Source organism: Phenylobacterium sp. J367 (genome assembly GCF_024699985.1).
Taxonomy (GTDB): domain Bacteria; phylum Pseudomonadota; class Alphaproteobacteria; order Caulobacterales; family Caulobacteraceae; genus Phenylobacterium.
On sequence record NZ_JAJONA010000001.1, the window covers coordinates 1,356,546 to 1,374,023 of the forward strand.

Annotated in this window: 18 protein-coding genes and 3 pseudogenes; 9 read left to right on the forward strand and 12 right to left on the reverse strand. The window is 70.1% G+C overall.

Annotated features, from left to right (window positions below):
- Nucleotides 1-148 precede the first annotated feature (148 nt).
- The 5 genes from LRS04_RS07345 (at nt 149) to LRS04_RS07365 (ending at nt 5,590) form a co-directional block, all read left to right on the forward strand.
- Nucleotides 149-1,663: a CYTH and CHAD domain-containing protein gene (locus tag LRS04_RS07345; protein WP_257815795.1), complete on the forward strand. Its 1,515-nt coding sequence runs from the start codon at nt 149-151 to the stop codon at nt 1,661-1,663.
- An 88-nt stretch (nt 1,664-1,751) separates the two neighbouring features.
- A complete protein-coding gene (gene ahcY / locus LRS04_RS07350) occupies nt 1,752-3,143 on the forward strand; it encodes an adenosylhomocysteinase (RefSeq protein WP_257815796.1) in 1,392 nt (463 codons plus the stop codon).
- 196 nt (nt 3,144-3,339) lie between these two features.
- Entirely contained in the window at nt 3,340-4,185 is an 846-nt protein-coding gene (locus LRS04_RS07355; protein ID WP_257815797.1) for a PfkB family carbohydrate kinase, read from the forward strand.
- The gene (locus LRS04_RS07360; RefSeq protein ID WP_257815798.1) at nt 4,185-4,463 is read left to right on the forward strand and encodes an acylphosphatase; all 279 of its coding nucleotides are present in this window, start codon (nt 4,185-4,187) and stop codon (nt 4,461-4,463) included. Before LRS04_RS07355 ends, LRS04_RS07360 begins: the two co-directional genes overlap by 1 nt.
- A 2-nt stretch (nt 4,464-4,465) precedes the next feature.
- Nucleotides 4,466-5,590, forward strand: a complete 1,125-nt coding sequence (locus LRS04_RS07365; RefSeq protein WP_257815799.1) for a serine hydrolase domain-containing protein — start codon at nt 4,466-4,468, stop codon at nt 5,588-5,590.
- Nucleotides 5,591-5,674: 84 nt separating this feature from the next.
- On the opposite strand, the gene LRS04_RS07370 is transcribed toward LRS04_RS07365, so the two are convergent.
- From LRS04_RS07370 to LRS04_RS07380, 4 genes and pseudogenes are all read right to left on the reverse strand, one after another.
- Entirely contained in the window at nt 5,675-6,127 is a 453-nt protein-coding gene (locus LRS04_RS07370) for a hypothetical protein (RefSeq protein ID WP_257815800.1), read from the reverse strand.
- A 100-nt stretch (nt 6,128-6,227) separates the two neighbouring features.
- A pseudogene (locus LRS04_RS27715) lies at nt 6,228-6,752 on the reverse strand (MBL fold metallo-hydrolase); the annotation flags it as partial.
- Nucleotides 6,753-6,806: 54 nt separating this feature from the next.
- The gene (locus tag LRS04_RS26695) at nt 6,807-7,370 is read right to left on the reverse strand and encodes a hypothetical protein (RefSeq protein WP_308238092.1); all 564 of its coding nucleotides are present in this window, start codon (nt 7,368-7,370) and stop codon (nt 6,807-6,809) included.
- A gap of 377 nt (nt 7,371-7,747) precedes the next feature.
- Nucleotides 7,748-8,779, reverse strand: coding sequence for an aspartate-semialdehyde dehydrogenase (locus LRS04_RS07380; protein ID WP_257815801.1), 1,032 nt, complete (start codon nt 8,777-8,779; stop codon nt 7,748-7,750).
- A 213-nt stretch (nt 8,780-8,992) separates the two neighbouring features.
- On the opposite strand from LRS04_RS07380, the gene LRS04_RS07385 reads away from it, so the two are divergent.
- Nucleotides 8,993-9,391, forward strand: coding sequence for a PaaI family thioesterase (locus tag LRS04_RS07385; RefSeq protein ID WP_257815802.1), 399 nt, complete (start codon nt 8,993-8,995; stop codon nt 9,389-9,391).
- Here LRS04_RS07385 and LRS04_RS07390 read toward each other — a convergent pair.
- Nucleotides 9,388-9,846, reverse strand: coding sequence for a hypothetical protein (locus LRS04_RS07390; RefSeq protein ID WP_257815803.1), 459 nt, complete (start codon nt 9,844-9,846; stop codon nt 9,388-9,390). The genes LRS04_RS07385 and LRS04_RS07390 overlap by 4 nt on opposite strands.
- Nucleotides 9,843-10,421 (reverse strand): PleD family two-component system response regulator, encoded by a 579-nt coding sequence (locus LRS04_RS07395; protein ID WP_257815804.1) that lies wholly within the window; start codon nt 10,419-10,421, stop codon nt 9,843-9,845. The genes LRS04_RS07390 and LRS04_RS07395 overlap by 4 nt, the downstream gene beginning before the upstream one ends.
- A 167-nt stretch (nt 10,422-10,588) precedes the next feature.
- Here LRS04_RS07395 and LRS04_RS07400 point away from each other — a divergent pair, with 167 nt between their 5' ends.
- The gene (locus LRS04_RS07400) at nt 10,589-11,107 is read left to right on the forward strand and encodes a GNAT family N-acetyltransferase (protein WP_257815805.1); all 519 of its coding nucleotides are present in this window, start codon (nt 10,589-10,591) and stop codon (nt 11,105-11,107) included.
- Here LRS04_RS07400 and LRS04_RS07405 read toward each other — a convergent pair.
- Together LRS04_RS07405 and leuB are read right to left on the reverse strand one after the other, a co-directional pair.
- The gene (locus LRS04_RS07405; RefSeq protein WP_257815806.1) at nt 11,104-11,511 is read right to left on the reverse strand and encodes an EVE domain-containing protein; all 408 of its coding nucleotides are present in this window, start codon (nt 11,509-11,511) and stop codon (nt 11,104-11,106) included. The two genes, LRS04_RS07400 and LRS04_RS07405, sit on opposite strands and share 4 nt — an antisense overlap.
- Before the next feature lie 30 nt (nt 11,512-11,541).
- Nucleotides 11,542-12,595 (reverse strand): annotated as a pseudogene (leuB, locus tag LRS04_RS07410) (3-isopropylmalate dehydrogenase).
- A gap of 202 nt (nt 12,596-12,797) precedes the next feature.
- Between leuB and LRS04_RS07415 the strand changes: the two are divergent.
- Nucleotides 12,798-13,304, forward strand: coding sequence for a hypothetical protein (locus LRS04_RS07415; protein ID WP_257815807.1), 507 nt, complete (start codon nt 12,798-12,800; stop codon nt 13,302-13,304).
- 29 nt (nt 13,305-13,333) lie between these two features.
- Here the strand turns inward: LRS04_RS07415 and LRS04_RS07420 are convergent, their stop codons facing one another.
- From LRS04_RS07420 to leuC, 4 genes and pseudogenes are all read right to left on the reverse strand, one after another.
- Nucleotides 13,334-13,636: a putative quinol monooxygenase gene (locus LRS04_RS07420; RefSeq protein WP_257815808.1), complete on the reverse strand. Its 303-nt coding sequence runs from the start codon at nt 13,634-13,636 to the stop codon at nt 13,334-13,336.
- Nucleotides 13,633-14,244, reverse strand: a complete 612-nt coding sequence (leuD, locus tag LRS04_RS07425) for a 3-isopropylmalate dehydratase small subunit (protein WP_257815809.1) — start codon at nt 14,242-14,244, stop codon at nt 13,633-13,635. The genes LRS04_RS07420 and leuD overlap by 4 nt, the downstream gene beginning before the upstream one ends.
- Nucleotides 14,244-15,038 (reverse strand): VOC family protein, encoded by a 795-nt coding sequence (locus LRS04_RS07430; RefSeq protein WP_257815810.1) that lies wholly within the window; start codon nt 15,036-15,038, stop codon nt 14,244-14,246. Before LRS04_RS07430 ends, leuD begins: the two co-directional genes overlap by 1 nt.
- Nucleotides 15,035-16,449, reverse strand: a pseudogene (gene leuC / locus LRS04_RS07435) (3-isopropylmalate dehydratase large subunit). The gene LRS04_RS07430 and the pseudogene leuC overlap by 4 nt, the downstream one beginning before the upstream one ends.
- Before the next feature lie 141 nt (nt 16,450-16,590).
- Between leuC and LRS04_RS07440 the strand changes: the two are divergent.
- Nucleotides 16,591-17,475, forward strand: coding sequence for a LysR family transcriptional regulator (locus LRS04_RS07440; protein ID WP_257815811.1), 885 nt, complete (start codon nt 16,591-16,593; stop codon nt 17,473-17,475).
- Nucleotides 17,476-17,478 lie beyond the last annotated feature (3 nt).

The window sequence follows — 17,478 nt, forward strand, 5'->3', positions numbered from 1 at the left end:
GACGATGGCCGCGCTTAGAGCCCCTCACGCTGCGGGCGGCAAGCCGCGCCGCCCCGCAATTTTCTCGCTTTTTGTTGATCCTGCGCATGTTGCGCCCGACTTGATATGGTAGGCGCCTGCTGGATCTGGTCCATAGAAGGACGCCTGTATGGGCGCTTCCCACGAGATCGAGCTGAAGTTCCTCTGCGCTCCGGCCGATCTTGCCGCAGTGCTGGCGGCCGCGCCGTCCGGTGAGGACGAGACGCGCGAACTGGTCAGCACCTATTTCGACACGCCGGACCAGCGCCTCCAGAAGCAGGGCGTCTCGCTCCGCGTGCGTCACAGTAAGGGACAGCGCGTCCAGACACTGAAGCGCGGCTCGGGTCTGACGCGGGAGGAGCACGAGGCGCCGGTGAAGGGCGACCGGCCCGACCCGTCGCTCGGGCCGCTCAACGACCTCCTGCCGAACGGTGAGGCGCTGGCGCTCAGCGCGTCCTTCAATGTGCACGTGACGCGGCGGCAGCGGCTCGTCCGCTACCGGAAGGCCGAGATCGAACTCGCCCTCGACGAGGGCGAGGTCCGCGCCGGCGGGCGCACGGCGGCGATCAGCGAGGTCGAGCTGGAGCTCAAGTCCGGCGACCCGACCGCCCTCTTCGACCTGGCCCGAGAGCTCGGCGAGGCCGCGCCGCTCTATCTCTCCTTCGATGGAAAGGCCTCGCGCGGCCAGGCCCTGGTGTCCGGCGCGCCGCTGCAGGCCAGGCGCAAGGAACGGGTCGAACTGAAGGGCGGAGTCACCGCCGCCGGCGCCTTCCAGGCCACGGCGCGCAATGCGCTGGGCCAGATCGCCGCCAATGCGGCGGTGCTGCGGGCCGACCCCCAGCCCGAGGCCGTGCACCAGCTCCGGGTCGCCGCCCGCCGGCTGCGCAGCGTCATCGCGACCTTCGAGCCCCTGCTCGACGAGGATGGGGCCGAGGCGGTGAAGGACGAGCTGCGCTGGCTGGGACACGCCTGCGATTCCGCCCGCAACCTCCACGTCCTCCTGGAGCGGATCGACGAAACCGCCGGGGCGATGAAGCCGCCGCCGGCCGGGATCGACGCCCTGAAGCTCGCGGTGGAGGCCGCCCGCGACGCGGCCAACCTCGACGTCGGCCGAACCGCCGCCTCGGCCCGCTTCCGCAAGCTGATGATCGACGTCACCGCCTGGATCGAGACCGGCGCCTGGCTGTCGGACGAGGAGGGGCGCGACGTCCGCGACCAGAAGGCGACCGCCTTCGCCGCCGCCGCCCTCGACCACCGCCGCAAGAAGCTCCGCAAGCTGGCCCGCGACCTGGCGACCACGACCGACGAGAAGCGCCACAGGGCCCGCATCGAGGCCAAGAAGCTGCGCTACGGCGCCGAGACCTTCGCCAGCCTTTTCCCGGAGAAGGCGACGACCCGGTTCATCGGCCGGTTGAAGGAGCTCCAGGAGGAACTGGGGGGCGCTGAACGACGCGGCGACCGCCGCCCCGCTGCTGGAATCTCTGGCCCTGTCACCGGAAGCCGCTTTCGCCGCCGGCGAGCTGGTGGGCCTGGAGACGGCGGGAAAGCCGTTCCACGTGGAAAAGGCGGTCAAGGCCTTCGAGAAGCTCGACGAGGCTCCGAAGTTCTGGCGGTGAGCTGCGACCCGCCGTCGCGGTTCATATAAAGAAATCCTTATGTCCCGGTTGCGACGCTGGCGCGTCGCGGCTATAGAGCCGCAAACCCCAAATTCCGCATCAGGACCCGTACGCCCCATGACCGACTACGTCGTGAAGGACATCTCGCTGGCCGACTGGGGCCGCAAGGAACTCGACATCGCCGAGACCGAAATGCCGGGCCTGATGGCCGTGCGCGCCGAGTTCGGCAAGGCCCAGCCGCTGAAGGGCGCCCGGATCGCCGGCTCGCTCCACATGACCATCCAGACCGGCGTCCTCATCGAGACCCTGCAGGCGCTGGGCGCCGAGGTCCGCTGGGCCTCGTGCAACATCTTCTCGACCCAGGACCACGCCGCCGCCGCCATCGCGGTGAAGGGCACCCCGGTCTTCGCCATCAAGGGCGAGACGCTGGTGGAGTACTGGGAGTACGCCCACAAGATCTTCGAGTGGCACGACGGCGGCTACCCGAACCTGATCCTCGACGACGGCGGCGACGCCACCCTGCTCTGCGTGCTGGGCCCGAAGGCCGAGAAGGACCCCTCGGTCCTGAACAATCCGCAGAACGAGGAAGAGGAAGCCCTCTTCACCGTCATGAAGCGCTACCTCAAGGAGAAGCCGGGCTTCTATTCGGCGATCCGTGACGCCTGCAAGGGCGTCTCCGAGGAGACCACTACGGGCGTTCACCGCCTCTACCAGATGGCCGAGAAGGGCGAGCTGCCGTTCCCGGCGATCAACGTCAACGACAGCGTGACCAAGTCGAAGTTCGACAACCTCTACGGCTGCCGCGAGAGCCTGGTGGACGCCATCCGCCGCGGCACCGACGTGATGCTGGCGGGCAAGGTCGCGGTGGTGCTGGGCTACGGCGACGTGGGCAAGGGCTCGGCGGCCTCGCTGCGCAACGGCGGCGCCCGCGTCATCGTCACCGAGATCGACCCGATCTGCGCCCTGCAGGCGGCCATGGAGGGCTATGAGGTCCAGACCATGGAAGACGTCGCCGACAAGGCCGACATCTTCGTCACGGCGACCGGCAACAAGGACGTTCTGACCGTCGACCATATGCGGGCGATGAAGAACAACGCCATCGTCTGCAACATCGGCCACTTCGACAGCGAGATCCAGATCGCCGGCCTGCGCAACTTCAAGTGGGACAAGATCAAGGATCAGGTCCACCACGTTGAGTTCCCGGACGGCAAGAAGATCATCGTCCTGTCCGAAGGCCGCCTGGTGAACCTCGGCAACGCCACGGGCCACCCGAGCTTCGTGATGTCGGCGTCCTTCACCAACCAGACGCTCGCCCAGATCGAGCTCTGGACCAACGGCGCGAAGTACGAGACCAAGGTCTACACCCTGCCCAAGCACCTCGACGAGAAGGTGGCCATGCTCCATCTCGACAAGCTCGGCGCGAAGCTGACCAAGCTCTCCAAGGACCAGGCCGACTACATCGGCGTCACGGTCCAGGGCCCGTTCAAGCCCGAGCACTACCGCTACTAGTTTCCTTCTCCCCTGAGGGAGACGACTATCCCCGCTGGGGTCGGATGAGGGGTCTCTCGGCGTCGCCGCGAGGCCCTTCTTCGTTTTCGCGCGGGGCCGTTGCGCCACCTCTGATCCGTCAGCCTGCGGCCGACGCCTTCTCTCGCGAGGGGAGAAGGGTAGGAGGCGAGCTTCACCTAAGCTAAACCCTGCGGCCATGCCGCTGGCGCTCGTCATGTCGTCGTTCGTGGCCGCCTCGCGGATCGGCGGCGCCGCGCAGCAGTATGTGCTGGCCCAGCACAAGATCGACCCGGTCCTGGCGCCCACCGTCATGTTCGGCCGCAACCCTGCCCGGGGCGCGGAAGGCCAGGTGACCTCGCCGGAGGTGTTCCGCCGGATGCTCGGCGATATCGAGGCCGACGCGCTGTTCGGCCTGGTGGACCTGGTGATCACCGGCCACTTCTCGCTCCCCGAGCAGGTGGAGATCGCCGCCGGCGTGCTGGAGCGCGTCCGGGCCGCCAACCGGGAGGGCGCCTTCGCCGGCCGCCCGACGGTGGTGGTCGACCCGATCATGGGCGACGAGCCCAAGGGACTCTATGTGAGGCCCGAGGTCGCGGCCGCGGTGGCCGAGCGGCTCGTGCCGATCGCCGACTGGATCACCCCCAACGTCTGGGAGCTGTCGCAACTGGTCGGGCGGCATGTGGTCGACGCGGCCGACGCCGCCGCCGCGGCGCGCGAGCTCGGCAAATGCGCCCTGATCACCTCGGTGCCGGCCGGCGACGACCGGATCGGCCTGCTCTATGTGGACGAGGTCTCGGCCACGCTCTTCAGTCACCCGCGGCTCGAGCGCGCGCCGAGCGGCACCGGCGACCTGGTGACCGCCTCGTTCGGTGCGGGCCTGGTGGAGGGCCTGCCGGCGCTGGCCGCCGCCGAGCGGGCGTCGCGCGCCGCGGCCGAGACGGTGAAGGCCGGTCAGGACTGGCGGGCGCAGGAGCTGCCGATCGTGGCGTTGGGCGATCGCCTCGTGCGGCCGACCGCAGAGGTGCGTATAGAACACCTCTGATGCGCGAGGCGGAGCACTTCCGGATCGAGGGCCGCGTCCAGGGCGTGGGCTTCCGCTGGTGGACGGTGGAGGCCGCCCGCGGGCTGGGGCTGGCGGGCTGGGTCCGCAACCGGCGCGACGGCTCGGTCGAGGCCCTGGCCATCGGCGAACGGGCCGGCCTCGACGCCTTCGCCGCGGCCTGCGCCAAGGGTCCGCCCAGCGCGCGGGTCGCCGAGGTGGTCCGCACGCCCGCGCAGGACGACGGCGCGCAGGGCTTCCACGAACGTCCCACGGAGTAGGCATGGTCGAGATTTCGGGCTTCGCGCCGGCGCGGTTCAGCGCCGTGAAGGACGCCTTCGCCGCCAGCTTCGCCGCCGGCGAGGAGCTGGGCGCGCGCTTCACCCTGGTCGAGGCGGGCGAGGTGGTGATCGACCTCTGGGGCGGCCACGCCGACCGGGCGCGGACCAGGCCGTTCGACGAGCGGACGCTGGCCACCATCTTCTCGACCACCAAGGCCATGGCCGCCCTGCTGATCGCCCGGCTCGTGGATGCGGGGAAGCTCGACTACGGCCAGACCGTCGCCAGCGTCTGGCCCGAGTTCGCCCAGGCGGGGAAGGAGGCCGTCACCATCGAACAGGCGATCTCCCATCAGGCCGGCCTGCCGGGCTTCCCCGAGCCGATGGACCCGGTGACCTGGTTCGACTGGGACGCCATCTGCGCCAGGCTGGCGGCCATGGCGCCGATGTGGCCGGTGGGGAGCGCCAGCGGCTATCACCCGATCACCGTGGGCTATATCGCCGGCGAGATCTTCCGCCGGGTGGACGGCCGGACCATGGGCCAGGCGCTGCGCGAGGACATCGCCCAGCCCTTCAGCCTCGACCTCTGGATGGGCCTGCCGGAGACCGAGGCCGACCGGCTGGCCGAGCTGCAGCGGCCGTCGGCCCTGCCGGATTTCGGCGAGCGCAACGAGCCCACCAAGGCGGCCTTCCTGGTCCCCTGGTCCGCCGCTGCCGGCCGGCCGCAGGCAGAATGGCGGGCGCTGCCGATCCCGTCGACCAATGGCCACGCCACCGCCGAGGCGCTGGCCCGGCTGATGGGCGCCTTGGCCAACGACGGCTGGCTGGACGGCGACGAGATCCTGTCGCCGGCCCTGATCGCCGAGGCGGCCCGGGAGCGCATCCGCGGCCAGGACCTGGTGTTGCCGTTCTTCATGAGCTGGGGCGCGGGCTTCATGCGCAACGAGACCGAGCACCCCTGGGGCCCGGGGAACCAGAGCTTCGGCCACTCCGGCTGGGGCGGCTCCTGCGCCTTCGCCGACCCGGAGCGGAAGCTCGGCTGCGCCTATGTGATGAACAAGCAGGGCACGGCGCTGATGGGCGACCTGCGCCCCAAGCGGCTGATCGAGGCGGCGTACGCGGGGCTTTGAACCTCACCCTAGATTGTCATCCCGGAGGGCCGCAGGCTCTCCGCTGCCCTGTGCCGGGGTGACGGGTGAGGAGCGGGCGGCCGCTCAACCCTTCCCCTGCACGACCGCCTCGCCGCGCGCTTCCTTCCAGGCGTTGCCGATCAGGTCGTTCGTGAAAACCGCGTCGATCAGGAAGGCGAGCCAGGCGTCGCCGCCGGTGAAGCCAGCCTTCATGGCGGTCAGGTCCACGCGCTTGCGCACCTCCTCGAGCGGCAGGTCCTTCAGCGGCGCGACCTGCGCGCGGAGGCCCTCGAGCGCCGCGATCAGCCGGTCGACGTAGACCGTGTCGCGCATCGGCGCGCCGTGACCAGGGATCAGCACGGCGGGCTGCATGGCCCTCAGCTTCCGGAGCGTCACGATCCACTCGCCGGGATAGGTGTGGGCGGCGTAGGGGACGGGGGCGACCACCAGGTCGCCGCTGGCCACGATCCGCTGTTTCGGCAGCCAGGCTATGGCGTCGCCATCCGTGTTGCCGCGGCCGAGGAAGCGCAGCTCCACGGGCCGCTGGGCGTCGGGGGATATCGAAGCGGCCGGTGAAGGTCCGCTGGGCGGGAAAGGGCTTCAGGCCCGTGTAGCCGGCGACCATCCCGGGCCCCGCCTCCGCCGTGCGCCGCCAGCCCGCCCTCAGCGCTTCCGGCAGGGCCGTGTCGTCGGCCCGCTTCGCCGCCACGTCGGCCATGGCTGAATAGCTCTGCGCATAGCCCGCCACATACGTCATCGGCGGACCTTCCATGTTGGCCTTGGTTTGGGCGGTGGAGACCGTCACCGCTTCGGGCCAGGCGGCCAGCAGCTCTCCGGCGCCCAGGTTGTGGTCGCCGTGGTAGTGGGTGTAGGCGATCCAGCGGACCGGCTTCTTGGAAACCTTGCGGATCTCGGCGACGACGGCGCGGCCCGAGGTCGGCGACCCGCCGGCGTCGATCACCACCAGACCCTTCGCCTGCTCGATAACGACCACATTGCCCTCGAACGGCGGGTCGGTGACGGCCGGCTTGGCGATCAGCCAGACGCCGGGCGCGACCTGCGTCGTCGTGCGGGCGAAGACCCGGTCGGCGTGGGCTGGATCGGGTTCGACGGCCTCGGCGGGCAGGGCGAGCGCAAGAAGAACGAGGACGGTCCGCAGCATCCCCTCAGCCTGAAGGCGAAGGTCGTCCGGCGCCAGCGGCCGCGCGACCGGCGGCTATTCCGCGGCGGCGGCCTGGACGATCTTCTCGGCGTTGAGCACGGCGCGGCTCCGCCGCCAGGCCCCGTAGAGGAACACCGCCGCCCCGCCCCAGATGAAGCCGAACGACAGCGCCCGGACCGGCGTGAAGGGCTCGCCCTGGGCGATGCCGATCATGAAGCTGATGGTCGGGGCCATGAATTGCAGGAAGCCCATTGCCGAGAGCGGCATGCGCCGGGCCGCCCAGGCGAAGAGGACGAGCGGAATGGCGGTGATCGGTCCGGCGGCGATCAGCCAAGCCACCGTGGCGGCGCTGTCGGCGAAATGGCCGGTCCCCTGGGCCTGAAGCCACATCAGGAAGGCGAGGCTGGGCAGGCCGAGCAGCAGGCATTCCACGAGGAAGCCGGTCTGGGCGTCGGCCGCGACCTGTTTCCTGACCACCCCGTAGCCGCCGAACGACAGGGCGAGCGCCAGCGACACCCAGGGCAGGTGGCCGAGCGCGACGGCCTGGACCACGACCCCGACGCCGGCGAGCGCGATGGCGGTCTGGCCGATCCGGTCGATGCGCTCGCGGAACAGCAAGGGCGCCGGCGGCCATGTTGACCAGCGGATTGATGTAATAGCCGAGCGAGGTCTCCAGCAGGCGGCCGGAGTTCACCGCCCAGATGAAGACGATCCAGTTGGCGGCGATCAGCAGGGACGACAGCAGCAGCCAGCCCAGCACCTTCGGCTGGCGAAGGACGCCCAGCACCTGGCCGCCCTGCTTCGCCAGCAGGACGAAGATCAGGGCGGTGGGCACGCTCCAGACGATGCGGTGCGCCAGGATCTCGGGGGCGGAAACGCCCAGCGCGCCGATGGCCTGCATGGCCAGCGGCACGAAGCCCCAGATCAGGTAGCAGAGGATCCCCGCCGACAGCGCCAGACGGGACTCCCCGCCGGGCGCCGTGGCGGGGGGCATCCTAGGCCAGGGCCTTCTGGTTGATCAGGCCGCGCGCGTGCAGCAGCTCGGCGATCTGCACGGCGTTGAGGGCCGCGCCCTTCCGGAGATTGTCGGCGACCACCCACATGGACAGGCCGTTCTCGACGGTCGGGTCGTTGCGGATGCGACTGACGAAGACCGGGAACTCGCCCTGGGCTTCCTTCGGCGTCATGTAGCCCTTGTCGTTGCGCTGATCGATGACGATCAGGCCGGGGCTCTCGCGCAGGATGTCGCGGGCCTTGTCCTCGTCCAGCGGCTCGTGGAACTCGATGTTCACGGCCTCCGAGTGGCCGACCATCACCGGCACGCGCACGCAGGTGACCGTGAGCTTGATCTCAGGGTCGATCATCTTGTGGGTCTCGTTCCACATCTTGGCCTCCTCATCAGTGTAGCCGTCGTCCTGGAACGACCCGATGAAGGGGATGACGTTGAACGCGATCTGCTTGGGGAATTTCTTCGGCGGCGTGGCGCCCAGGACGAAGACGTTCTTCGTCTGGTCGAAGAGCTCGTCCATGCCTTCTTTGCCGGCCCCGGAGACCGACTGGTAGGTCGCCACCACCACGCGCTTGATCCGGGCGCGATCGTGCAGCGGCTTCAGCGCCACGACGAGCTGGGCCGTCGAGCAGTTCGGGTTGGCGATGATGTTCTTGCGGTCGGCCCACTCCACGTCGTCCGGATTCACTTCCGGCACGACCAGGGGAACGTCGGGGTCCATGCGCCAGGCCGAGGAATTGTCGATGACGATGGGGCCGGCGGCGCCGATCTTCGGGGCCCATTCCTTGGAGAAGGCGCCCGACACGCTCATCAGGACGAGATCGACGGTGGAGAAGTCGAACTGCTCCACGTCCTCGCATTTCAGGATCTTCTCGCCGAACTCGACCTCCAGGCCGATGGACTTGCGCGAGGCGATGGCGTGGATCTTTTCCACGGGGAAGTTCACTTCCTCGAGGATGTTCAGCATCTCACGGCCCACGTTGCCCGTGGCGCCGACGACGGCCACCCGGTAACCCATCGCAACTCTCCTAAGACTGGGGAGCGTTCCCGTACGCTCCGGCGTGGCCCATAGCAAGGCGAGCAGAACTCACAGCCGTCTCAGATCGGCTGTCTTCCGGCGCCTGCGACAAATGGCGGTCCGCCGGCCTCCGGACAAGCCGTCGTTCCACGGATTCGGGATGCAGCTTCCATGCAGGCCGGTAAGCTCACTTGACCAGGAGGAGACCCGCCCATGTCCGAAGCCGTGATCACCGACACCGGCATGCCGTTCGCCAACCTGATGGGCGTGGAGATCCTCGAGCGGTCGAAGGAACGGGTGAGGGGGAAGCTGACGGTCCGGCCGGACCTCTGCACGGCGGGCGGCATCCTGCACGGCGGCGCCTACATGGCCTTCGCCGACGCGCTCGGCGCGATCGGCGGGGTGATGAACCTGCAGCCCGGGACGCGCACCACGACGCTGGAATCCAAGACCAACTTCCTCGGCTCGGCGAAGGTCGGGTCGGAGGTGTTCGGCGAAGCCACGCCCCTGCATGTGGGGCGGCGGTCGAGCGTCTGGCAGACGCGGATCACGGCGCCGGAGGGCAAGTTGCTCGCCCTGATCGTCCAGACGCAGATGACGATCGAAGGCTAGGCGGCGTACCGCGAGCTGACCTGGCGCAGGCCGTCGACGACGGCGGCGGTCCCGGGCTGGTCGCCCATGCCGAGCAGCATCCGCCAGGCCCGCACGTGGACGACGATCGCCGCGCGGTCGTAGCGCTGGCCGGTGCGCAGGTGGTCGAGCAGGTCGCAGAGGCTGGTGAGCGCCAGGTCCACGGCCGGGACGTGGCAGACCTCGCCGCCGCCGATCCCGCGGACCGCGATGGCGTAGAGGTCGGCCATGCCCTCGTCGTCGAAGCTCTCGCCCATGGCCTCCAGGCGGGCCTCGGTGAGCTCGAGCAGCGCTTGCAGCTCGGCCATGCAGGTCGGGCGGATGGTGTCGAGGTTGGCCTGGGCGCGCTCCAGCGCCTCGGCCACGGGCAGGCCGCCGGGCATCTTCAGCAGCTTCGCAAGCCGGGGCTTGGGGAAGACGAAGCGGACGGCGCTCATGATGCGAGCCTCGATTCCTTCACCTCGTCGGCCTCCGCCGGAATGGGTTGGGCATTGGCCGCATTGTCCTCGCGCCGGCGGCCGACGCCTTTCGGCGGGCCGTCGTCACGGAAGCGGCGGTCGGGGCCTACATACTCACCGGAGAACAAGAACGGCCGGCCCTCCTTGGCCACCCAGATGATGCGTTCGAGCATCACGATAGGGGCAAAAGGTTTCTTGACGATGATGTGGCCGCCGCAATCGCGCGCCCGGGCCACGTCGGTCGCCGGCGTGTGGGCGGTGGTGATGATCACCGGGGTGTAGCAGTTGGGTTCCTGACAGTTCGTCCGCATCCATTTGACGAAGTCGTAGCCGTCTCCGGAGGGCGACATGCCGTCGACGATGGCCAGGTCCAGCTCGTGCCGCTGGGCCACTTCCTTGGCGGCGTCCACGTCGGTGCAGCGGTAGAGCTTCTTGGCGCCCAGGCCGGTGACGATCTGCACGAGGATCGACATCCCGAGCGTCGTGTCGTCGAGGAGGAGAACCGAGGCGTCCTCGAGGTTGTAACGGGACCGGGATGCGGGATCGAGCGCCATGGGGCTGGGTGGAATCCCGAGAGAACGTGTTCGACGATGCTGCGTGGTCAAGGTTGGGCGAGCGCGGTTAACGGAGCCTTTCCACAGCAAAAGATAAGCCGGCGAACCATCCGTCTGCGTTGACTCGATCAGGCCTCTGCCGGCAGCTTCCGCGAGGAGGCGTCAGCATGGCCGAAGCGCTGCCGGACGGGCCGCAACTCGCGGCGGGCTATATCCTGCGGCCCCACCGACTGGGCGACATCGGCTGGGTGACCCAGGCGCACGGGGTGATCTACGGCCGCGAATATGGCTGGGACCACCGGTTCGAGGCCCTGGTGGCGCGGCTGACCGCCGACCTCGTCGAAAACTTCGACTCCGAGCGTGAGGGCAGCTGGATCGCCGAGCGGGCGGGGACCAATATCGGCTGCGTCTTCCTGCAGCGGCAGGACGAGACGACCGCCAAGCTGCGCCTGCTGCTCGTGGACCCCGCGGCGCGGGGCCTGGGGCTGGGCCGCCGGCTGGTGGACGAATGCGTCACCCGGGCCCGCGACCTGGGCTACCGCGAGATGACGCTCTGGACGCAGAGCATCCTGATCGCCGCCCGCTCGATCTACGAGGCGGTCGGGTTCGAGCTCGAGGAGAGCTGGCCCAACGAGGACTTCGGCGGCTACGGCCTGACCAGCGAACGGTGGCGGCTGAAGCTCTAGTCGCCGGCCATCTTCAGGATCGCCGCCCACTCCTGATCGCTTACCGGCGAGACGGAAAGGCGCGACTGGCGGATCATGGCCATCTCGGCGAGGGCGGGATTGGCCTTCATGTCGGCGAGGGTGACCGGGGCCTTCAGCGGGCGGACCGGCGCCAGCTCCACGGCGACGAAGCGGCCGGAGGGATCGCTGGCGTCCGGGAAGGCCGCCTTGGCCACCTTGGCGACGCCCACCACCGCCAGCCCCTCCTGCGAGTGGTAGAACAGCACCTCGTCGCCGACGTTCATGGCCTTGAGGTGGAGGGCGGCGGCGTTGTTGCGCACGCCGTCCCAGACCGTGCGGCCGTCCCGCTGCAGGTCCTCGAAGCTGTAGGTGTTGGGCTCCGACTTCACCAGCCAGCCGGCCATCGCGTCCCTCCCGCTTGCGCGGGAAGGAGACTAGAGCGCGGCCAGGACGGCGTCACCCATCTCGGCGGTGGAGAGCCGGCCGCCGAGGTCGGGCGTGCGGGCGCCGCCCTCCAGGGCCCGGGTCACGGCGGCGAACAGCCGGTCGGCGGTCTCGGCGCGGCCCAGCGACCAGCGAAGCGCCATCTCGAAGGAGAGGATCGCGGCCAGCGGGTTGGCGACGCCCTTGCCGGCGATGTCGGGCGCCGAGCCGTGGATCGGCTCGTAGAGGCCAGGCTTGCCGGGCGCGCCCAGGGCCGCCGACGGCAGCATGCCGAGCGAGCCGGTGAGCTGGGCCGCGGCGTCCGACAGGATGTCGCCGAACAGGTTGTCGGTGACCATGACGTCGAACTGCTTGGGATTGCGGACGATCTGCATGGCGGCGTTGTCCGCCAGGATGTGCTCCAGCTCGACGTCGGCGTATTCGCGCTTGTGAAGGTCGGTGACCACCTCGCGCCACAACAGGCCGGTCTCCATGACGTTGGATTTCTCGGCGGAATGGACCTTGTTGCGCCGGCCGCGGGCCAGCTCGAAGGCGACGCGCGCGATCCGCTCGATCTCGCCGGTGGTGTAGACCTGGGTGTCGACGGCGCGGCGGCCGCCGCCCGGCAGATCCTCGATGAACCGCGGCTTTCCGAAATAGACCCCCGCCGGTGAGCTCGCGGACGATCATGAAGTCCAGGCCCTCCACCAGCTCCCGCTTGAGGGAGGAGGCGTCGGCCAGCGGCTGGAAGCAGAGCGCGGGACGGAGGTTGGCGAACACCTCCATCTCCGAGCGGAGGGTCAGGAGGCCGGCCTCCGGCCGCTTGTCGCGGGCGACGCCGGCCCATTTCGGACCGCCGACCGCGCCCATCAGGACCGCCTTGGCTTGCTTGGCGGCGGCGATGGCCTCGTCGCTGAGCGGGGTCCCGAGCAGGTCGTAGCTGTGGCCGCCGAACGGCTGCTCGTCGATTGCGAGCTCCGGGGTCAGGGCGGCCGCGATCCGGCGCACCTGGGCCGTCACCTCCGGGCCGATGCCGTCGCCGGGCAGGAGAAGCAGGTCGGTCACGGCAGGTCCCCGGGAGCTGTTTTCGGTCGGTTTGCTGGCGACCTCCTAGGGGAAGAGCGCGCCGCCGGGAAGCCGGAATGGCCCAGCCATGGTCACGGCTGCGCCCTTTTTTGACCCCAAGCGGCGCGCACCCCTTGGCTTCGGTCGGAGGGGACTCAACAGACGTGGGCGTACGCTCGCGTTGACTGGAGGAACGACCATCATGCGCACCATCTCCGCATTCGCCGCGCTCGCCGGAATCCTCGCCCTCGCCGGACCGGCCGCCGCCCAGGTTGGCCTCGGCGGCGCCGTGGGTGGTTCCGTCGGCGGCCAGCTCGGCGCCCCGACCGGCGTCCTGGGCGGCGCGACCGGAACGCTGGGACAGACGACCCAGAGCGTGGGCTCCACCGTCCGCGACACCGGCCGTTCGACCCTCGACACCACGCGCGCCACGACCCAGAGCGCCAAGCAGAAGGCCAAGGCCGCCAAGGCGGAGGCGGCCCGCACCGCCGCGCAGGCGACCCCCAACGCTTCGGCGACCGGGGCGGCGGCGGCCGACGGCTCGGCGACCGCGGCCAGCACCGGCGCGGCGCCCGTGAGCGCCACCGGCGGCCTCGGCGCCAGCGGCTCGGCCAGCGCCGACACCCAGAGCGGCGCGAGCGCCGATGTCGGCGCCACAGGCTCGGCGAGCGCCAAGACCGGTTCTGAAGACGAGAAGACCCCGAACTAGCGCGGGGCGCGGGAGCCGCCGGGCGCGCCCTAGAGCGCGCGCTCGGCGGCGACCTCGTAGAGCATGAGCCTGCGGTCGTGCACGCCGAGCGCCGGCCAGGCCGCGCGCCAGTCGGCCAGGTGCGGCGCCTGGAAGTGGGCGTCGAGCGCGGCCTGGTCGCGCCAGGCCTCGAACACCCGGATCAGGCCGGGGTCCTCCACATCGACGGCATAGGAATAGACGAGGCAGCCGTCCTCGGCCCGGCTCGCCGCCAGCATGGCCTCCATGTGCGGCTGGAACGCCGCCAGGTTCTCCGGCGGCACGCGGACCGTGCCGGCGATGACCAGGCTCACGCGTCCTCCAGCCACGGCCGGGCGAGCGCGGCCTTCATCTCGTAGACGTCGATGGCGCTGGCCTTCTGCAGGGTCTCGCCGATGGCATCGAGGCCCTTCAGCATCTTCTCCTTCCGCTTCGGGTCGATCTCGAAGTGGAACACCTGGCCCGACGGCGAGGTCACCGACTGGGTCTCCAGGTCGACGCTGACCATGTGGTTGCCGCCGCGCGCCTCGTCCATCAGCTGCTGGACCTCCTCGGCCTTCAGCACCACGGGCAGAAGGCCGTTCTGGAAGCAGTTGTTGTAGAAGATGTCCGCGAAGCTGGTGGAGATCACGCAGCGGATCCCGAAATCCATCAGCGCCCAGGGGGCATGCTCGCGGCTCGACCCGCAGCCGAAGTTGTCGCCGACCACCAGCACGCCCGCGCCCTTGTACTCCGGCCGGTTCAGCACGAAGTCGGGCCGCTCCACGTCCTGCTCGTCGTAACGGAAATCGTAGAACAGGCCCTTGCTCAGCCCCTCGCGCTCCACGGTCTTCAGGAACTGCTTGGGGATGATCTGGTCGGTGTCGATGTTGGCCAGCGGCAGGGGCGCGGCCTTGGCGTCGAGGCGGGTGAAGGCTTCCATCAGACGGTCTCTTTCGCCGGCTCTGCCGACAGCATGAGAGTGGGGACGCCGCCGGGGGCGTCGCGGACGGTGAAGACGTGGGTGCCGGGCTTGCGGCCCTTGCGGACCTCGGAGACGTCGAAGCCGGCGGCGGCCATGCGGCCTTGCGCGGCCTCCGGATCGGCGACGCGCCAGGCGAGGCCGCCGAACCGGTCGGGGGCGTCGGAGACCGGGATCTTGAGGCTCTGGCCCACTTCGACCACGGCGCCGCCGCAGCGGAAGAAGAGCTGGCGCGCGCCCCATTGCGGGTTCTCGCGGTCCAGCCGGAGGTCGAGGCCGAACTTGGCGCCGAAGAGCGCCAGCGCGCGGTCCGGATTGGCGGTGTAGACGACCACGTGGTCCAGCGCGTCGACGGGACCGTCGGCGGTGGGCGCCGAGAGCGGCAGGTCGCGCTGCTGGCGCAGGGTGAACTGCAGGCCCGCCGCGCGGATCAGGGCGACGCCGGCGACGGCTTCCACCTCGAGCCCGCGACGCTCGGCGAGCCTGGTGGCCGCGTCGAGGTCTGGCGTCGCGAACGACAGGATCCACAGCCCTTCGCCGGCCTCGTCGAGGCGCGCGCGCACCCGGTCGCCGGCCACGTCTTCGCCATCGGGCGCGATCACTTCCAGGGCGGCGTTGGGAAACCGGAACCACGCCCGCTTCGCGCCGCCGCCCGGCTCCAGGTCGGGCTCGCGGGCGAACAGCCGGCGGTAGCCGTCGACCGCGGCGTCGAAGTCGCGGACTGCGACGGCGACGTGGTCGAGGCCGGTGATCACCTGAGGTAGTCCCGCACGTCGGCGATGTGGCCGGCGATGGCGGCGGCGGCGGCCATGGGCGGGCTGACCAGGTGGGTGCGGCCGCCGCGGCCCTGGCGGCCCCTCAAAGTTGCGGTTGGAGGTGGACGCGCTGCGCTGGCCGGGGGCCAGGCGGTCCGGGTTCATGCCCAGGCACATCGAGCAGCCCGGCTCGCGCCACTCGAAGCCGGCGGCCTTAAAGATCTCGTCCAGGCCCTCGGACTCGGCCTGCTCGCGGACCAGGCCCGACCCCGGCACGACCATGGCGCGGACACCGTCGGCGACCCTGCGGCCCTCGACGATCTTCGCGGCGGCGCGGAGGTCCTCGATCCGGCTGTTGGTGCACGAGCCGATGAACACCACGTCGATCTTCGCCTCGGTGATCGGCTGGCCGGCGGAAAGCCCCATATAGTCGAGCGCCCGCTCGGCCGCGGCGCGCTTGTCGGGCGTGGCGAAGGCCGACGGGTCCGGCACGGTGTCGGTCACCGCGATGACGTCCTCCGGCGAGGTGCCCCAGGTGACCAGCGGGGCGATCTGCGAAGCGTCGATGACGATCTCGCGGTCGAAGTGGGCGTCCTCGTCGGTGAAGAAGCTCTTCCAGTAGTCGAGGGCCATCTCCCAGGCGCCGCCCTTCGGCGCGGCCGGCCGGCCCTTGAGGTACTCGAAGGTGGTCTCGTCGGGCGCCACCAGCCCGGCCCGCGCCCCCGCCCTCGATGGTCAGGTTGCAGAGCGTCATGCGGCCTTCCATGGAGAGCGCGCGCACCGCCGAGCCGGCGTATTCGATGACGTAACCCGTGCCGCCTGCGGTCCCGATCTGGCCGATGACGGCCAGCGCATAGTCCTTGGCGCCGACGCCGGGGACCGGGTCGCCCTCGATGCGGACGCGGAAGTTCTTGGCCTTCTTCTGGCGCAGCGTCTGGGTGGCCAGCACGTGCTCCACCTCGGACGTTCCGATGCCGTGGGCCAGGGCCCCGAAGGCGCCGTGGGTCGAGGTGTGGCTGTCGCCGCAGACGATGGTCATGCCCGGCTGGGTGCGGCCCTGCTCGGGCCCGACCACGTGGACGATGCCGTTGCGGATGTCGCCCATGGCGAAATATTCGATGCCGGCGTCGGCGACGTTGGCGCCGAGCGTCTGGAGCTGCAGGCGGGCCTCCTCGTCGGCCACGGCGTCGACGCCGAGCGCCTGGCCCTCGGTCGGCACGTTGTGGTCGGCCACCGCCAGGGTGCGGTCGGGCCGGCGGACCTTGCGGCCGTTGGCGCGAAGCCCGGCGAAGGCCTGCGGCGTCGTCACCTCGTGGATCAGGTGCAGGTCGATGTAGAGGATCGCCTCGCCGTCCTGTTGGTCGACGACGTGGGCGTCCCAGATCTTGTCGTAAAGGGTCTTGCCGGGCATGCCGGTCATGTAGGTCCGCACAAGCGCGCACGTCTAGTGCTGCGACGCCGCATCGCGGGCGCAGTTGCAGCAATTTTCTTGCGTGGCGCCTTCGTGGCGCCGGCGGGTGGCGTCCTCGCCAAACAACGCTATCTCTGTGGGATGCCGTCTTACGCCGACTGGGACCTTCTCCAGAGCCTGCACGCCGTCCTGGAGGCCGGCAGCCTCTCGGCCGCCGCCAAGCGCCGCCGCCTGACCCAGCCGACGCTGGGCCGGCACATCGACCAGCTCGAGCGCCAGCTCGGCGCGCCGCTGTTCCTGCGCAGCCCGCGCGGGATCCAGCCGACCGACCTGGCGCTGATGCTGAAGCCGCACCTGGACGACATGGCCGCCGCGTCAGGCGCCGCGGTGCGCGACGCCTCCGGCGCCATCGACGGCGTCGGCGGCGTGGTGCGGGTGACCTGCTCGGAGATCATGGGGATCGAGGTGCTGCCGTCGATCCTCACCAGCTTCCGCGCCAAGCATCCGAAGATCGACGTGGAGCTCGTCACCACCAACAAGCTCGAGGACCTCTCGCGGCGGGAGGCCGACATCGCGGTCCGGATGGCCCGGCCGACGCAGAACAACCTGGTGGCCAAGAAGATCGGGGAGCTGGGGGTGGGCTTCTATGCGACCGCCGACTACCTGGCCCGCCATCCGCCGCCGACCTCCTTCGACGAGCTCGAGGGCCACACGATCATCGGCTTCGACACGCAGGGACCGTCGATCGTCGACGACCTGGACATCGGCCGGCCGATCACCCGCGACCTCTTCGCCGTGCGCACCGACAACGATGCGGCCCAGATGGCGCTCCTGAAGGCCGGCTTCGGAATCGCCGCCTGTCAGCATCAGATCGCCCGTCGGGCCGGCCTCGTTCCGGTCATGGCCGAGGTCTTCGAGTTCAAGCTGGAGCTGTGGATCGCCATGCACGAGAACCTCCGGGGCTCGCGCCGCATGCGGGCGATGTTCGACCACCTCGCCGAGGAGCTGAAGGCGCTGACCGCCTAGCGC

Bases quoted from the DNA above. Each gene is read 5' to 3' on its own strand.
- LRS04_RS07385 (WP_257815802.1), top strand. From the start codon at position 8,993: ATGTCCGAAGCCGTGATCACCGACACCGGCATGCCGTTCGCCAACCTG.
- LRS04_RS07440 (WP_257815811.1), top strand. From the start codon at position 16,591: ATGCCGTCTTACGCCGACTGGGACCTTCTCCAGAGCCTGCACGCCGTC.
- LRS04_RS07380 (WP_257815801.1), bottom strand. From the start codon at position 8,779: ATGGGTTACCGGGTGGCCGTCGTCGGCGCCACGGGCAACGTGGGCCGT.
- LRS04_RS07415 (WP_257815807.1), top strand. From the start codon at position 12,798: ATGCGCACCATCTCCGCATTCGCCGCGCTCGCCGGAATCCTCGCCCTC.
- LRS04_RS07345 (WP_257815795.1), top strand. From the start codon at position 149: ATGGGCGCTTCCCACGAGATCGAGCTGAAGTTCCTCTGCGCTCCGGCC.
- LRS04_RS07395 (WP_257815804.1), bottom strand. From the start codon at position 10,421: ATGGCGCTCGATCCCGCATCCCGGTCCCGTTACAACCTCGAGGACGCC.
- LRS04_RS07360 (WP_257815798.1), top strand. From the start codon at position 4,185: ATGCGCGAGGCGGAGCACTTCCGGATCGAGGGCCGCGTCCAGGGCGTG.
- LRS04_RS07405 (WP_257815806.1), bottom strand. From the start codon at position 11,511: ATGGCCGGCTGGCTGGTGAAGTCGGAGCCCAACACCTACAGCTTCGAG.
- LRS04_RS07400 (WP_257815805.1), top strand. From the start codon at position 10,589: ATGGCCGAAGCGCTGCCGGACGGGCCGCAACTCGCGGCGGGCTATATC.
- LRS04_RS07390 (WP_257815803.1), bottom strand. From the start codon at position 9,846: ATGAGCGCCGTCCGCTTCGTCTTCCCCAAGCCCCGGCTTGCGAAGCTG.
- ahcY (WP_257815796.1), top strand. From the start codon at position 1,752: ATGACCGACTACGTCGTGAAGGACATCTCGCTGGCCGACTGGGGCCGC.
- leuD (WP_257815809.1), bottom strand. From the start codon at position 14,244: ATGGAAGCCTTCACCCGCCTCGACGCCAAGGCCGCGCCCCTGCCGCTG.
- LRS04_RS07355 (WP_257815797.1), top strand. From the start codon at position 3,340: ATGCCGCTGGCGCTCGTCATGTCGTCGTTCGTGGCCGCCTCGCGGATC.
- LRS04_RS07365 (WP_257815799.1), top strand. From the start codon at position 4,466: ATGGTCGAGATTTCGGGCTTCGCGCCGGCGCGGTTCAGCGCCGTGAAG.